Here is a 16,481-nt window from a genome sequence, read left to right as displayed (position 1 = left end):
GGTGTTGAAAATAGCGTAAATGCCCATATATCTCCCTTACTGATTGTTGTTGGGAGTGCCAATGTTTCGGATCTTATTTTTATTATTTATTGCCGTACCTATCATAGAGATCATGGTGTTAATGCAGGTAGGAGCCTTTTTAGGCGCCTGGCCGACCATAGCTATTGTTATTCTGACCGCCTGGTTCGGGGCGAAAAAAGTACGCCAGCAAGGGCTGGCAACTTTAAGTTCGGTGCAAACGAAAATGGCCCAGGGGCAAATGCCGTCGGATGAAATTGTGGCCGGTGTGTTATTGCTGGTGTCCGGGGTATTACTGTTGACTCCCGGTTTTGTTACCGACTTTTTCGGCCTGGCTTTGCTGGTGCCTCAGTTCAGACAGGCGCTGATTAAAGCGGTCCAGCAAAAAATTGTTGTCAGCCAGGTGGCCCGGGGGGGCTTTAGCCACCAAAGCCAGCATTTCTCGCAAAGCCAGGGGTTCTCGCAAACTCATGAGCAGGCTCCTGGCCAGGATTTCATCGAAAAATCAAGAGGGCAGAGTGGCCATACCCTGGAAGGGGATTTTGAGCGTAAAGATTAAAAAAATTACACTTTGCACTTGTGAAGTATTTTTTAATCCCCATCTTTGAATCAACCAATTTTGTTAAACCTTAAATATTTAAATTCTCAGGAGAGATAAATGAGCATTCGTCCATTACATGATCGCGTAATTGTAAAACGTAAAGAAGTAGAGTCTAAGTCTGCTGGCGGCATTGTTTTAACGGGTAGCGCTGCTGAAAAATCGACTCGTGGTGAAGTTGTTGCGGTAGGTAACGGCCGTATTTTAGAAAACGGTGAAGTACGCGCATTAGACGTAAAAGTTGGCGACCAGGTGATCTTCAATGAAGGTTACGGCGTAAAAACAGAAAAAATTGATGGCGACGAAGTACTGATCCTGAGTGAATCAGACATTCTGGCGATTGTCGAGTAAGTCACAGCTAACTCAGTTCGCAACTAAGCAACAAATTTTAATCGGGATGTTGAGCAAAGACCTCCGTCTCACACATTAATTAAAAAAATTACAGGAAAATAACAATGGCTGCAAAAGACGTTTTATTTGGAAATGACGCACGCGTAAAAATGCTAAACGGCGTAAATATTTTAGCCGACGCGGTAAAAGTGACTTTAGGCCCTAAAGGCCGCAATGTAGTTTTAGACAAGAGCTTTGGTGGTCCTGCCATCACTAAAGACGGTGTTTCCGTGGCAAAAGAAATCGAATTAGAAGATAAATTCGAAAACATGGGCGCACAAATGGTGAAAGAAGTTGCTTCTAAAGCCAATGACGAAGCGGGTGACGGTACTACTACTGCAACCGTATTAGCCCAGGCGATTGTTAACGAAGGCTTAAAGTCTATTGCCGCCGGCATGAACCCTATGGACTTAAAACGTGGTATCGACAAAGCCGTTTTAGCTGCCGTTGAAGAGCTTAAAGGCCTTTCTCAAGAATGTGCCGACACTAAAGCCATCGAGCAGGTAGGTACCATTTCTGCCAACTCTGATACTTCAGTGGGTGAAATCATCGCCACTGCCATGGATAAAGTAGGCACAGAAGGTGTTATTACCGTTGAAGAAGGCCAGGCATTAACAGATGAGCTGGACGTGGTTGAAGGTATGCAGTTCGACCGCGGTTACCTGTCTCCTTACTTCATTAACAACCAGGAAAGCGGTTCTGTAGAACTGGAAAATCCTTTCATCTTATTGGTTGATAAGAAAGTTTCTAACATTCGCGAATTACTGACGACTTTAGAAGGTGTTGCCAAAGCCGGTAAGCCGCTGCTTATCATTGCCGAAGATGTTGAAGGCGAAGCTTTAGCGACATTAGTTGTTAACAATATGCGCGGTATCGTAAAAGTTGCTGCCGTTAAAGCGCCAGGTTTCGGTGACCGTCGCAAAGCCATGTTACAAGATATCGCTATCTTAACGGCCGGTACCGTGATTTCTGAAGAAATCGGTATGGAGCTGGAAAAAGCGACTTTAGAAGATTTAGGTCAGGCGAAACGTGTTGTTATCTCTAAAGACAACACCACGATTATCGACGGTATCGGTGAAGAAGCCGACATCCAAAACCGTGTTGCACAAATTCGCGGCCAGATTGAAGAGTCTTCTTCAGACTACGACAAAGAAAAACTGCAAGAGCGTTTAGCCAAATTAGCCGGTGGTGTTGCGGTAATCAAGATCGGTGCTGCTACCGAAATTGAAATGAAAGAGAAAAAAGCCCGCGTAGAAGATGCCTTACATGCAACCCGCGCCGCGGTTGAAGAAGGTGTGGTTGCCGGTGGTGGTGTTGCCCTGGTACGCGCCGCTGACAAGATCAAATCACTTGAAGGCAGCAACGAAGACCAGACGCACGGTATCAATGTAGCTATTCGCGCCATGGAAGCTCCGCTTCGTCAAATCGTCAACAACTGTGGTGATGAAGCTTCTGTAGTACTGAATGAAGTACGCAGCGGCGAAGGTAACTTCGGTTACAACGCAGGTAACAGCACTTACGGTGATATGTTGGAAATGGGTATCCTGGATCCGACTAAAGTAACCCGTAGCGCATTACAGTTCGCAGCTTCTGTTGCCGGTTTAATGTTAACCACAGAAGCCATGGTAACCGATGCACCGGTTAAAGATGCGCCAGCGCCAGCTATGCCTGATATGGGCGGCATGGGCGGTATGGGTGGCATGGGCGGCATGATGTAATTTTTGTGGCCTAAACCCCAGGTATTCTAATGAGAGCCCGGAGAGAAATTTCCGGGCTTTTTTATGCTCGCCTGATTAAGCCGTTAAAACAATAGATTAGATGACGGCACTTTGAAGAGTCGGTATCTGTTATATCAGCATTATTGGCCATTATGACTTTTTCCTTGCCAAACCTGAAATGCGACATCATTTTTTTTATTTTTTTTAACGGTATACATCAGATCGTCCGCAATTTTTATTGCTTCTTTTATATCCATCGGTAACATTTCAAATGTTACTATGCCAACGCTAAAGCTAACGTTCCAACCTTTCTTTAGCATTTGATATTCAAGTGTTTTACTAGCACTGGCAAAGGCTCTTTTCACTTCTGGCTGTCCTGTTTCGGGGAATATAACAGCAAACTCATCACCACCTAGTCTTGCAACAATATCTGTCTTTCGCAGGCTGGATACTAAACATTTTGATACTGCAATAAGTAATTTGTCCCCTTCCTGATGGCCAATGGAATCATTAATCTCTTTAAAATTGTCTATATCTATGTATGACAAAGAAAAAATATGCTTATATCTAATTGACCTGAGAATTTCGTTTGCCAACTCAATAGAAAAACCTCTTGAATTCAATATACCTGTAAGATTGTCTGTACTGGCCATAGCAGATTCTTCATTATGGGCATCCCTGAAATTTATAATCAAAACGGCCAGTACAGAATAAACAATAAAGCGTAAGCTTATATAAATAACGGATTTAAGGGAAAGGGGCAAAGGCTCTATGCTAAGGGCATTGATAAGGAAGGTAAAAGTAACAACTAAAGCCGCTAATGTCAGTCCAGCCGTTCGACCCCCATACCAGCTGAGTACCACAATAGGAAGTAAAAACAATGGCTCAAATATACTGATATTATTGAAATAAATAGCTATCAGTAGAATAAAAACTACAGTCAGAGTACATACAGAGATAACGAAGCTACTTGTGCATTCATCGAGTATATTCAGAATAGTTTTCATGGGACTACGCCACTCGTCTTATATGTTTCCGCATTCATTGAACTCTCACATCATTATCACATTATTCAAGATCACTCCTATAACTTGGCTATTTATCCAAAAAAAGGTCGATTTACAGTTAATGTTAACCTCTTTATTTTCTTTGTCTGCCAAACATAATGTTATCAACCATTGGATAGCCGGTGCCATCATCACAAGAAAAAACTGATACCGATATTTGTAAGTTATGTGCTGCTTTATTAAGAAATAACTCTCGAATGTCGTTACGCATTCTATTTAGTTTTTCGTGCTTAACATTGGTTCGGTGTTTTTTTACCAGTAACATATGCTTAATTTCACAATCAGGATGGCTAATGACCAGAGGTTTATTTTGTTGAGTTAACTGAAAAATGAATGAACCATCATCATTGAAGCGGATAAAAGAAACGGAACCGCTATAAATGTTTTGTCCGACAGCAGTAGGCATTAAAGTTATTATACTCAACAGGAGTACACTGTTTATCAGGATAAGGAAAGTCACTCTCATTTTATGGTGCTTGCAGATACGTTTAGCATTACCTGGACTCCTAAATAATGGGGTGCCGTAAGTATAGGGTATTTAATACTGGTTCAATTAAGATATTGGATATATTAAGGGGGTAATGATTCTTTTTTACTCTTTACATATCTCGAAAATTTAGTGGCTTTGCTGAAAGTTGTACTGGTTGTACCGATTGAAGAGCGATATTCAAGATGTGATGATGTTAAAATACCTTCGTCGTAAATGAAAGTGATGAGTTGTACATATTTCGCACATCCCTTATAATGCAGGTCCTTGTTAGCATTCACTCTTTGAAACTAACTTGAATTATCTTTAATGATATCCTATTGCAATGTCTTTCCTTGAGCCCGTCAGCCATCTTTAGAAATTTTTTACTGAATTCATGTTTGATTTTTATCGCACTGCCTCACACTCAATCTTTTCATTTGAGCGAAAACGATAATAAAGTTGTGTTTATATATGGCGGTTAAACGCCTGTCTTTTAGCGGGTACTATAGCTTATAGATATAACGGGCAACAGATCGGGGTAATGCAACCGGTGTGCTCAATTTCTGTAAAAAACCGTATTGTGGACAATGATGTTCACGGTAAAAGTAATCGTACATTTTCAAAGCTAACTTACCGTGAGAACTGCGTTTATGTATGCGTCAATAATGATTAAGAATTGGATTAATTTAAATTTAATCGCAATGAACCTTAACTCTCCCAGTAACTTTATTTACGCAAAATCATTTATGTCCCGGATGATAGTGTAATAAACCGATACGAGTATTTTATGTATTCAATTAATGATTTAAATTTTATCAATGAAGAGCTGCAACCACTCAAAATTTTAGCCGACAGAGAGCATAAAGCTATTTACGGCTTATCGGGGAAGCTTTATACGCCCCATATAGATACTTATACCGAAGCATGCATCAAAAAGGCAGGGATATTGCTGGATTTAAAAAATAGTGGAATGATAGCTTTTACTGAAGTTGAAATCATTAGTGCCAAGCTTATGGTGTTACATCGAAAAGCGAAAAACCGTGAAGTAGTTGAATATGACGGATGGTGTTATGAATGCCGATATTTGCCGTTAAAATTAAGCAAATCAGGAAAAATCGTGCGAAAGTGGGCAAAGTATTGGTTGAGAAAGTTAGTTGACGGCGGCACAGATAATCAATGGGAAGCTCAAGTTAAAGAGATTTGGCCTGAGTATTTTGTTCTCCGAAATTTTGACAACTAACCAAGCAATGAATTATTTTGTGGACCTTGATTTGAGGCAACCAAAGCAAGCAGTTTATCCCTAAATAAAGTAAGGGCACCTTTAAATCCGTTGAAATTCCAGAGTATATGTCGAATTCACCACCTTTGGTTAGGGCATTGCAAGTCTCACATTTTGATATCTTATTGACTGTACTATGATGACAACCAAGGATATTTATTCAATGCTCTTTGAGAATACCTACCTGAAAATAGGGCTATCCATTTTCAGTGTGAGTCGGGAGCGCTTGCTTCAAGCTTTTAAAAAGGCCACAACACTAAAAGAATGACGATTAAACACTTTTCATCTTTGTCTCTTCGTATAAGGTTTTACTTTGATTAGATTGATAACTGAATTTAAGCGAATAGAAATAAATATACTTGAAGTTCTGCCGATGTCTGGCTGAATTTTTACTGAGGTTAAGGTATCTTATGTTTATCAATCGGTTATGATTAGTTGCAATCGGAGCTAATGCTAGGTAAGTCTTCCTGTTTACACTTACTTCTCAGCTCCTACTTTCATTAAGTTCCTGATCAAATTAATTTTGACTGGATAATGACTCAGAGGTTATATGTCAGCACAGTATTGGGTAGGTGATTTTTTTATTGATTTAACCCGTAATCAAATAACCCAGAAAACGCAATCTCAAACGATTCCACCAAAAGCTTTAGCGGTGTTAACTTACCTTGCCAAAAACGCCAATAAAGTCGTGAGTCATGATGAGTTACTATCAGAAGTGTGGCCTGACACTGTTGTTACACCAAATACCTTACAAAGAAGCATCGCCCGGTTAAGAAAAGCGCTCGGTGAAGACAGCCAGTCCTACATTAAGACCCATGCTAAGCAGGGTTATAGTCTGGAAGTTGAAGTTCGGTGGCAGGCATTAACTGATACCGAATCGCAAATGACACAAGGTACGTTATCAGCTGAGGTTACAGCTAAAGATGATGTACTGAAAGAGCAGGCGGTTGTCCCACCTCAAATTGAGAGAGCCGACCTGGCAAAGTCATCCCGATCGGTTTTAACGCTGAACTCTCCCCTTATTGGGATAGTTATTCTGGGAATTATCGCAATGGTGAGTTTTATCGGGGTTAACTACCTGACACCAGCTCAAGGCACGAAATTAGCCTTTACGGAATTGCGTTCACTGACCACCACTGACCACTCAGAGAGCAACGGCAATTATACACCCGACGGTCAGTACATTGTTTTCAATCGCTTTCCTAAAGATTTGTGTGTTAATAATCTCTGGGCCAAAAACGTTAACACCCAGGAAGAATTTCAACTGACAAAAAACTTGGGTTCTTTCGGTGAACATAGTTTTTCTAAAGACGGTAAAGAGCTGGTCATTATCGAAAAGGAGGACTGCAATAAACCTATCACTCAGAAGCAATGTTATAAATTATCGAACCTGGATTTTCACAAAGCGCTTGAAACGCCGCAAACGCCGGGTGTGCTGATGGAGTGTAAAAATTCAACCATTAGCAATCCTAAATGGTTGAATAATAGCAATGTTGCTTTCTTACAGGAGTTTTCAAGTCGTAGGCAACTGACCAGCTATTCGATTGCAGACAGCAAAAGCATTGTCATCTATAAACTGGACGAGGGCAACATAAACGACTTCGACTATTCATCTAAAGAAGACCTTATTGCATTAACCAGCACCCATAGCGACGGACAAAAATACATTGAAATACTCAAGCCCGACGGCAAGCTGTTATCGAGTTATCAAATTAAATACCCAAAAGAAATTGCAGACTTAAGGGACATCTACCCCAATTTTATGCCGCAAACTGGTCAACTTATTTTCAGCACGGGTCGACAGTTCTTTACCCTTTCCTATCAAGGTAATATCACGAATATCAGTCTGCCTTTAGATGAACCTATGGGGTCGCCATTATTTCATCCTGATGGCAACCGTATGCTGATGACAAAGGCAATCTTCGATACTGATATCGCGAAATTGCCTTTGTCACAATTTGCCGATGCACAAGCAGAGCATAGGCAAAAGCAAAATGAAGCAATCAACAATTACTCGGTACTGCAACGCTCGATACGAGTAGAACAACATGGTATTTTTCAACCAAATGGTCGCTTAGTGGCATTCAGGTCCAGACGTTCCGGACAAGAGCAACTATGGATAACCGATGGTCTCAACCCGCAACAACTGACAAATTTTCCGTTAGATACTCGTATTGGTGGCATGAATTGGGCCATGGATGGCGCGAGCATTTTGGTTAATGCAAATAGAAAACTGACTCAGGTATTCTTGGAGCCAAGTGACAAGCCCATCTCCATCCCCTTAGTTCACTCAGTTGAGCGACTGTTCCAGTGGGATAGTGAAGCCAATACCGCGTTAATGAATGTGCGTATCAAGGGGATAATAAGACTTGTCGAATTCAACCTGAACAGTTCAGAGCTTAGGGTAATACATAATAACCCAGTCAAGTGGGCACTCAAAACTGAAGACGGTCGATTAATTTACACCGATCATATGGACCGGTTTTGGCAGTCAGGTCCTGCCGAATACCAACTGATCGATGCACTGGAAAATCAAGGAAGTGATAAACCATTCCTGGTAAAAAACAATGTCATTTATGGGATCAGTGATGAACTCCAATTGTGGTCATATGATCTGAATGAAAATGTATTTAAGCTCCTGGGAAAAACACTTGATGACTATGATTATTTAACTGACATTAACCAGACAGATATATTATTGACCGTTATGATCACCGGCAAAAAGGAAGTGGCGGAATTAATCTTAAGCGAATAGGGGCGTGCGAACAAAAAGAGTCGCGAGCTTTTCTATCATGAGTATTAAGCACCAGCATTGCCTGCTTAAGCCGAGCACTGCTTAAGCGTTTAATAATATAAAGCCGGGCAACTTTTATGCCCGGCTTTTTTGTTTGCAAGGTGCAGGTCATTGGCCCCGTTATGAGGTTAACCGTCAGCCCCGGTCGGAACTGATATACCTTTGTTACTCACAATTAACACAGCAAGTAACAGAGATATTGCAGCGTAAACAGCTACCCTCGTTGTTGCCTTAAAGTTTGACAAACGCAGGTAGGATTGTTTTTGATACCTGCGCCATGATTTGATCGTCCCCATCATGGCCGGTGATTGCTATGGTCAGGTCAAGTTTATCAACTACAATGATGCGTTGTCCGCCGCCGCCCCAGGCAAAAGTGGCATTATAATTTTTATCACCGACTGCGATAGACGTTTGATACCAAAAATAACCGTAGCGGTAGCTATCAGGCATCCAGTCTTCAGTAGGCTTAACAAGCCCGCTGGTGGCCTTGGCGAGATAATCTGCCGGAATGAACTGTTTGCCGTTCCACTTGCCTTTGTTTAGCACCACGCTGCCCCACTTGAGCATATCACGAGGTGTTATGCTCACCATCCAACCCGCTTGTGGCAGGCCACTAACGTGAGTCTGCCAGCTATAATTGGTGATGCCCAATTTATCGAGAATTTCATTTTTGATGAAATCCCTGGCGGTGCCTGGCACGACGGCGTCGATGACCGTCATCACCAGCATTGGATTATGGTTGCCGTATAAATAGGTCTGAGATTCTGAGGTAATGGGACCACTATGTTCAAGCAGGGTCTGCACCAGGCCCTGGCCCTTTAACGGGGCGGGGTTTTTCTGAAGTTCTTCCCATTTCTCATTACTGACGCTAAGCCCCCCGTGCATAGTCAATGCCTTATGCAGTGTGATTTTTTCTGCGCCCTCAACAAGTTTTGTCGGGTCCAGGTTTTTCAGAAAACTCACCAACGGCTTATCAAGGTCGGCCATGGTCAGATAGCCCAGCTGGATCGCGCGGCCCAGTGCCAGGCTGGTGACGGCTTTAACGGCTGAGGCTTGTGGGTGAGCCAGATTGATGCGACCGCGCCGGTAGTAACTTTCAAACAGGAGCTTGTCTTTGTGGGAGATAAGCAGGCTATCGTAGCGGCCGTGCTTGCCATCGCCGATCTCCTCAGCCAGCTTGACAATACTGGCCTTTTTTCCAGCATCTACGCCTAATTCGCCCACGGGAATAGCGTCGTTTCTGGCCGCGGGTGCCGTGTCGATAAAAGCTTTCTCCAGTAGGGTAATATCCCTGAATGAGAGTTTGGCCTCTTTGGCTGAGGCCTCGGGTGCGAGGCCATTATTTTCTTTGGCACTTGCCGTGGTAAAGCTGCTGAAACTGCTTAATAAAACGACAGCGAGCAAGCTGCTAAATTTTAAATTGATGATCATAGGTATACCCATTTTGTTGTTAACTATCAGTACACAAATTGGTTCAGGTCAACTAATTTTGCGTTCGTTCTTTAACTAAGAGTGCTAAATGGTAACGAATTGGAATTTCAATACTTGAAGTTCCAATGACTTTTAGCTGACTTTTTTCTGACACTGAAGTATGTCTTATATATCAGCCTGTTATGATGTGTAGTTTGTTTGGGGTAGAGTGTGTGCTGAGGTAAGTTTTCTTGTTTAGGGGCATTTTTCAGCACCAGTTTTCAAGCTGGTTAAGAGGTTATATGGCAGTACAGTAGAAGTTTATTTTATAATTAATCCTGTGGGAGATGTAGGTGAGACGAAGTTTGTATCTATTGAATTTGCATTGTTTCAGGCGTACTTACGCAAATTGTAGAAATTGTCCGGTCCACGATAAGTACAACCCAAATAGAACTTTCTAAATAACAGGCTTGTCGCAATAGCTGACAATTAAATAAACAAACTCACCTGGATTTTACTGTGACTGGCTGACTGGAGCATAACAATGAAGGTTTATTTTAACGGTAATATTTAAGTATTAAAGAGGCTAAGTGATAAACACCCCGCCTCTTAAACACTTATAAATTTGGATGTAAGCTATTATTCATACCGCAATATTAACGAAGGTCTGGCACTCGCCGATTTAAAGCCCAGAACCGCAACGGTAAGCCAAGTGATCATCGCGATAATGCCCGCAGCCAGTAAATACACCCAAAGCATTTGTTCGATGCGGTCATTAAAGTTAGCTAACCAGTCACCGACCAGCCAATAACTCAATGGGAAAGCAATAATAATGCTTAACGCTACCAGGAATAAAAACTCTTTAGCGAGCAGGTTGACAATACTGAGACGCGATGCGCCGAGCACTTTTCTCACGGCCACTTCTTTTTGACGTCTTATGGTGGCAAAAGATGCCAAACCAAAAGTCCCTAAACAGGTGAGAAAAATAGCAAGCAGGCTAAAAATAGACACCATGTCTAACGCTCGGTGTTCGTTTTGGTGTGCATCAGCATAGTCTTGTGCGATCAAGCTGATTTGCACATCACTTAAATGCAATTCCTGGCGCACAATTTGCTGAATTTCGCGGCTTAACTGTGCCATATCAGCAGTATTTGTCTTAATAACCAGATGACCTGTGGCATTGCTGTTAAATCCCAGATTAAATGATACCGGCAATGCTTGTTGTCTGGCTGAGCCGATTTTAACATCTTCAACGACACCCACTACTTTAGCCGTCACTTTAAACCTGGGCTCTATTAGCAAAAGCCCAATAGCCGATTCCGGTGTTTGATAACCCGCCAGTTCAACCATACGGCGACTGACCAAAACACCAACGGTTGGATTATTTTCATCATTTCGAGTATACCAGTCGCCGCTAAACTCGGGTGAAAAGTCTCTGCCTGCAATTAAGGTTAATCCCAGCGTTTGTGCGGCATAATAACCTGTGCCTACCGTTGGCTGATAGCTATCTATTTTTTCACCGTTGGGCCAGGTAAAATCAAAGTTATATTCCATGTCATTGGTCAGGTCGGTATTGGTAATCGTGACCTGTTCAACCCCGGGTACATTTCTAATTGCCGTCAATAAACTATTGTTATCTTTTTTATACAGGGCTTGCGTTGGCAGCTCTTTCACCACCAATCTTGATGATTTGGCATAGCCAACCGCCAGACTATTTATCAGATTAATTTGCTGATAAAAAGAAATCGCCGCAATAATCAAACCGATAGATAACACTCCCTGCAGGCACAAGGTTAATTTCCGGACAAAGATAGCCGTGCCGCCACGAACCAAGTCACCGCTAAGTACGCGTTTGGCACTAAAGGAGGCAATAAATAACGCGGGATAGAACCCTGAAAGTAAGCCCACAGAAAAAATGACCATGACCGTCATCAGCATAAATTCTGAGCCGTATTGTAAACTCAGTTGCCTGTCCATCATTTGATTAAAATGTGGTAATGCAAACTCCACCAGGGTAAATGCCAATAAGCTGGCAAAAGTCACCACCAAAAGAGATTCCGTTAAAAATTGAGCAATGATTTGTCCTTTGCTTGCACCTAAGGCTTTACGGACGCCTACTTCTTTTGCACGCTTTGCCGATTGAGCAATATTAAGGTTGATAAAATTAATGCTGGCAACTAATACCAAAATCAGGCTTAAACCAATGCAAATTTGCAAGATTGACGATGAACCGGCTTTTTTCATAAAAAGAGGTCCTTGGCCTTCTAAGTGCATATCCTGCATATTGATTAACTTCATAGTAATGGCAGGACTTGCGTTTTCGCCCCAAGATTCGTGCAATAACTCGGTAAATTGTTGCTCAAAACTTGCTATATCGGTATTTTTTACCAGTTTGAAATAGGCGAAACCATAACCATTTTGGCTAAACTTCACCGGCATTTGAATTAAACTGTCAAACTTAACATGGGTATTCTCCGGTAAGTCTTTAAAGACTGCGCCGATACGGTATTGGCCCTGATCAAAGTTCAAGCTTTGACCGACAACTTGAGACTCTCCAAAGATTCGATTAGCTTCCCGCTCACTTAACACCAATTGATTAGGTTGGCTTAATGCCTGTTCAATATCTCCTGCCACCGTTTCTAAATGGATAAAATTTAAGATATTATTCGTTACCGCATAAAAATTGTTTAGCCGGTAATAATTGTCACCAAGCTGAACAAGTTCATGTACTCTTTCAGTAAGCATGCCAGCCTCAGCTAACCTGAATATCTCTTCTACCTGACTATGGCTTGTTAATTTTTCCGCATGGCTGTATCCAGAGCTTGCAATAACCTGTAAACCCGCGGACGTATAGTCGGTATGGGCAAGGTAGACCCGTTCGCTGTCCGGCTGATGTTTATCATATGACAATTCGTGTTGAGCAAATAACGCCATTAAGATGGCTGCCGCTATACCTATGCTAAAACCAATAAGATTAAGAAAAAAATGTTGCTTATTCTTATTTATCGACCGAAGTGCTGTTTTGATATAATTATTAAGCATATCAAGCAACCTCTGTTTTTAATGAAGCATTATTCGCCTTGTCAATCATGATCTGGCCATCAAGTAAACGCACTAAACGATCGGCGTAATTCGCTTCTTTTTCTGAGTGGGTCACCATAATGACGGTAGTGCCTTCACGGTTAAGTTCGCGTAACATAGTCATTACTTCATCGCCATTTTTGGAATCTAAATTACCTGTCGGCTCATCGGCTAAAATCAACCTGGGGTTGATAACCAAAGCACGGGCGACAGCAACACGTTGCTGCTGACCACCGGAAAGTTGTTGAGGCAGGTGATCGGCTCTATGGTCAATTGCCACGCGCTTTAATATAGTTTCCACTCGCTTTTTGCGTTCTGCTTTTGAAATATTCAGGTATTGCAAAGGTAACTCTACATTTTCATATACTGTTAGCTCATCAATTAAATTAAAGCTTTGAAAAACAAAACCAATCGAGGCTTTACGCAGTTCGGCTAATTTATTCTCACTAAAGCTGGCAATATCCTGGCCGGCAAATTCAAAGCTGCCTGAAGAGGGAGAGTCAAGCATGCCTAATATTGAAAGCAGGGTAGATTTACCGCACCCTGAAGGACCCATAATGGCAACAAACTCACCTTCCTCTACACTAAGGTTAATGTTACTTAATGCTGTTGTTTCCAGATCTTGTGTACGAAAAACACGACTTAAGTTAGTTATTGTGATCATTATTATTTCCCTAATTTAATTGTAATTGTTGTGCGTTATCGAAGTTGCCGTAACTTGAGGTGATGACCTTGTCACCTAAAGCCAAACCCGATAACACTTCAAAGTAGTGTTTATTTTTTTTACCTAAACGAATATTTCGGCGCTCGGCTTTGTCACCCGTTTGATTAAGTACATAAGCCCAATTACCGCCGCTGCTGGTAAAAAAGCCGCCACGGCTGAGCAGTAAAGCGTTTTCTTTATTGCCGCCAAGCATTAACTCAACATCAAGACTCTGGCCGCGTTTGATGTTGCTATCCGTCCTGGGTAAGTCGACCTCAATTTGAAACTGGGATTGATTGACCCGGCTGTCAATTTTACTGACCTTGGCTTGAATATCGCCCGTCTCCAGCTTGATCAAAACAACAGCGTCTAGCTGTACCTGATTCAAGTAAAATTCATCCAGGGCAATGGCCAGCTTGTACTCATTTGGAATATCGATTTGTCCTAAGCGGGCACCTCGCTCTTTCGACTCGCCAATTTCGACATTCAACTCGCTCAAATAACCTGCTACAGGCGCTTTAATTAACAGGTTTTCTAAGTTTCTGCGGGCAAATTTTAAATTTTTATCGAGCATGACTGCGCTGTCTTCCAATTGTTTAATTTGTACCTGGCGGATACTGTTTTCTTGTTTTTGCCGTTCAATTGTGAGCTGTTTTCTCGAGCGGTAATAAGTTAAGTCACTGTTAAGCTCATCAAGCCTGTCTTTGGCAAGGGCGCCCGATGTTACTAAAGGTTTTGTCTGCTTTAAACGCCGCTCCAGGTGACTGATTTGCAGGTTTATTTCCAATAAATCGCGACGCAAATTCAATCGGCTGGTTTCCATGTTCATTTGCGTATTGCGTAAGAAATTCAGCTGTTCAGTTACTTGTGCTTCACGCCCCATCACATCAAGCTGTAAGTTGGTATTGCTCAAACGTACTAATGGCTGTCCTTTGTCGACATACGCGCCTTGTTCAACTAAGCGCTGCTCAACTCGACCGCCGGCAACGGTATCTAAGTAAATCGTTGTTTTTGGAACTACCTGGCCGCGTAAACTAAGCGCATCAACGAATGCCCCTTGTGTGACCGGACTTACCGTAATACTGCTTAGGGTTAAGTTATGACTACGCCCGCCGGCAGCAGATTGACTAAAGCTATATACGGCAGCAGCAAAACCAATGCCCCCCGCAAGCAAAAGCGCTTTTTTAAGGTATTTTTGTAGTGGTGAACGGGTTATTTTTTTGTCCATAAAGACGACTCCTCTCTATGCGTGTATTAAGTGTCACGCAAACTGCTGCTACCAAGAAAATAGAACAACATTCATGCCAAAAAATAAAACATAACAAATACAGGTGGTTGTGATGAAGTCGAACCTTGTTTTTATGATAAGGTGTCCGCCTATAGAACACTTAGTTGTAATCTGGTGTCCATTTTTGGACGCAATCTTGTTAAGCTCTCTAAATAACATTGAGTTAGACCCGATATTCACAGCAGAGGGATAGATTGGATGAAACAGGAAGGCGCCATTTTAGTTGTAGATGATAATCCTGATATTTTAATTGCAGTAAAATTACTACTTAAGCAATATTATCAAACGGTTATCACCACAGATAATCCCTTCGACATAGAAAAACTTCTTAAAGAACAACAAATAGAAGTTATTTTGCTTGATATGAATTTCAATCATGACGCAATAAGTGGCCAGGAAGGGTTTTACTGGTTAAAGAAAATTATCACCCAGGACCCTGCCGTTGTCGTGGTATTGATGACAGCGTACAGTGATATTACGCTTGCCGTAGAAGCCATTAAAGCCGGAGCTGCCGATTTTATTGCCAAACCGTGGAAAAATGAACAGCTACAGGGGGTTGTGGCAGCGGCTTTTTCTCATGCCAAAGACAAACAAAGGGTCAATAAACTCACCCGTCAAGCGCAAGGCCTCAATCAGGCGCTCAGCAATCAAAAGTTTGAGTTTTTGGGACAGAGCCCTGCCATGCAAACGGTTTTTGACACCATAGAAAAAGCCGCACAGACCGACGCCAATATTTTACTCACCGGTGAAAGCGGAACCGGCAAAGAGCTCGCCGCACACGCCATTCATATGGCGAGCAACAGAAGTGCCCACCCCTTTATTGGTTTAGATATGGGCTCGCTTGCTGAAAGTTTGTTTGAAAGTGAATTATTTGGTCATAAAAAAGGTGCCTTTACCGATGCGAAAGAAGATCGGGTAGGGCATTTTGAACTTGCCCATGGCGGTACGTTATTTTTAGATGAATTAGCTAATTTGCCCGCCCAGCAACAAGCGACGTTATTGGCGGCATTACAGAACCGTCAAGTTACACCCGTGGGCAGTGCAAAGACTATAGATGTCGATATTCGACTCATCAGCGCAACCAATGAAAACTTACCACAAGCGGTGCTCGATAACAGGTTCCGACAAGATCTCTTGTATCGAATTAATACCGTTGAAATTCGCTTGCCGCCTCTAAGAGAGCGCATTGAAGATATCCCATTGCTGACAGAGTATTATCTTGATTACTTCAATCAAAAATATAAAAGAGCATTATCCATTACCCCCGGCGACCTTGAGTTACTTTGCCGTTACTCCTGGCCTGGTAATGTACGTGAGTTGGCACACTCTATTGAGCGAGCCGTGATCCTAAGTGACAGTGAATATGTGGATATTCGTGCCGTTATACCGGCAGATGCCTGTGAGTTGCCCGGCAGACAAATAAGCGAAGCAGCTGCTGAAAACAATCATAGTTACGATACCTTTGACCTGGAAATTTTAGAGCAACGGGCTGTAAGGGCAGCACTTAAATTCCATCAAGGCAATGTCACTCAGGCAGCTAAAGCATTAGGCTTAACACGCGGCGCTATGTATCGCCGACTGGAAAGGTACGATTTATAACCGGCTAAATGCTTTAGCAAGGCTTAGCTATGTACCGTGAGTAAAATAACATAGAAGAGCAATTAAA

General features: G+C 42.2%; 12 protein-coding genes. 6 read left to right on the top strand and 6 right to left on the bottom strand.

The features are described from left to right. Nucleotides 1-61 precede the first annotated feature (61 nt). The 3 genes from SG35_RS23790 to groL all read left to right on the top strand — a co-directional run bounded on the left by SG35_RS23790 (nt 62) and on the right by groL (nt 2,724). Nucleotides 62-577, top strand: a complete 516-nt coding sequence (locus tag SG35_RS23790; RefSeq protein ID WP_044835498.1) for an FxsA family protein — start codon at nt 62-64, stop codon at nt 575-577. A 99-nt stretch (nt 578-676) separates the two neighbouring features. After that, nucleotides 677-967, top strand: coding sequence for a co-chaperone GroES (locus SG35_RS23785; protein ID WP_044835497.1), 291 nt, complete (start codon nt 677-679; stop codon nt 965-967). A gap of 104 nt (nt 968-1,071) precedes the next feature. After that, complete coding sequence (groL, locus tag SG35_RS23780) at nt 1,072-2,724, top strand: chaperonin GroEL (RefSeq protein WP_044835496.1); 1,653 nt, start codon at nt 1,072-1,074, stop codon at nt 2,722-2,724. A gap of 140 nt (nt 2,725-2,864) precedes the next feature. Here groL and SG35_RS23775 read toward each other — a convergent pair whose 3' ends face one another. Together SG35_RS23775 and SG35_RS23770 are read right to left on the bottom strand one after the other, a co-directional pair. Next, nucleotides 2,865-3,731: a GGDEF domain-containing protein gene (locus tag SG35_RS23775; protein WP_053043380.1), complete on the bottom strand. Its 867-nt coding sequence runs from the start codon at nt 3,729-3,731 to the stop codon at nt 2,865-2,867. Between the two features lie 133 nt (nt 3,732-3,864). After that, nucleotides 3,865-4,215, bottom strand: coding sequence for a hypothetical protein (locus SG35_RS23770; protein WP_152646800.1), 351 nt, complete (start codon nt 4,213-4,215; stop codon nt 3,865-3,867). A gap of 832 nt (nt 4,216-5,047) precedes the next feature. Here SG35_RS23770 and SG35_RS23765 point away from each other — a divergent pair. Together SG35_RS23765 and SG35_RS23760 are read left to right on the top strand one after the other, a co-directional pair. Then, nucleotides 5,048-5,500 carry a hypothetical protein gene (locus tag SG35_RS23765; protein WP_152646799.1) on the top strand — a complete coding sequence of 151 codons (453 nt, stop codon included), beginning with the start codon at nt 5,048-5,050 and terminating at the stop codon, nt 5,498-5,500. 589 nt (nt 5,501-6,089) lie between these two features. Continuing rightward, complete coding sequence (locus SG35_RS23760; protein WP_044835493.1) at nt 6,090-8,294, top strand: winged helix-turn-helix domain-containing protein; 2,205 nt, start codon at nt 6,090-6,092, stop codon at nt 8,292-8,294. Nucleotides 8,295-8,564: 270 nt separating this feature from the next. Here the strand turns inward: SG35_RS23760 and SG35_RS23755 are convergent, their stop codons facing one another. The 4 genes from SG35_RS23755 to SG35_RS23740 all read right to left on the bottom strand — a co-directional run bounded on the left by SG35_RS23755 (nt 8,565) and on the right by SG35_RS23740 (nt 14,755). Then, nucleotides 8,565-9,764, bottom strand: coding sequence for a serine hydrolase domain-containing protein (locus SG35_RS23755; RefSeq protein ID WP_044835492.1), 1,200 nt, complete (start codon nt 9,762-9,764; stop codon nt 8,565-8,567). A gap of 618 nt (nt 9,765-10,382) precedes the next feature. Then, nucleotides 10,383-12,785: an ABC transporter permease gene (locus SG35_RS23750; RefSeq protein ID WP_044835491.1), complete on the bottom strand. Its 2,403-nt coding sequence runs from the start codon at nt 12,783-12,785 to the stop codon at nt 10,383-10,385. Between the two features lies 1 nt (nt 12,786). Further along, complete coding sequence (locus tag SG35_RS23745; protein WP_044835490.1) at nt 12,787-13,488, bottom strand: ABC transporter ATP-binding protein; 702 nt, start codon at nt 13,486-13,488, stop codon at nt 12,787-12,789. Between the two features lie 10 nt (nt 13,489-13,498). After that, nucleotides 13,499-14,755, bottom strand: a complete 1,257-nt coding sequence (locus tag SG35_RS23740; RefSeq protein WP_044835489.1) for an efflux RND transporter periplasmic adaptor subunit — start codon at nt 14,753-14,755, stop codon at nt 13,499-13,501. A gap of 258 nt (nt 14,756-15,013) precedes the next feature. On the opposite strand from SG35_RS23740, the gene SG35_RS23735 reads away from it, so the two are divergent. After that, nucleotides 15,014-16,414: a sigma-54-dependent transcriptional regulator gene (locus tag SG35_RS23735; protein WP_044835488.1), complete on the top strand. Its 1,401-nt coding sequence runs from the start codon at nt 15,014-15,016 to the stop codon at nt 16,412-16,414. Nucleotides 16,415-16,481 lie beyond the last annotated feature (67 nt).

The organism is Thalassomonas actiniarum (genome assembly GCF_000948975.2).
In the GTDB taxonomy this organism is placed as follows: Bacteria; Pseudomonadota; Gammaproteobacteria; order Enterobacterales; family Alteromonadaceae; genus Thalassomonas; species Thalassomonas actiniarum.
This window is presented reverse-complemented; position numbering and strand designations above follow the sequence as displayed.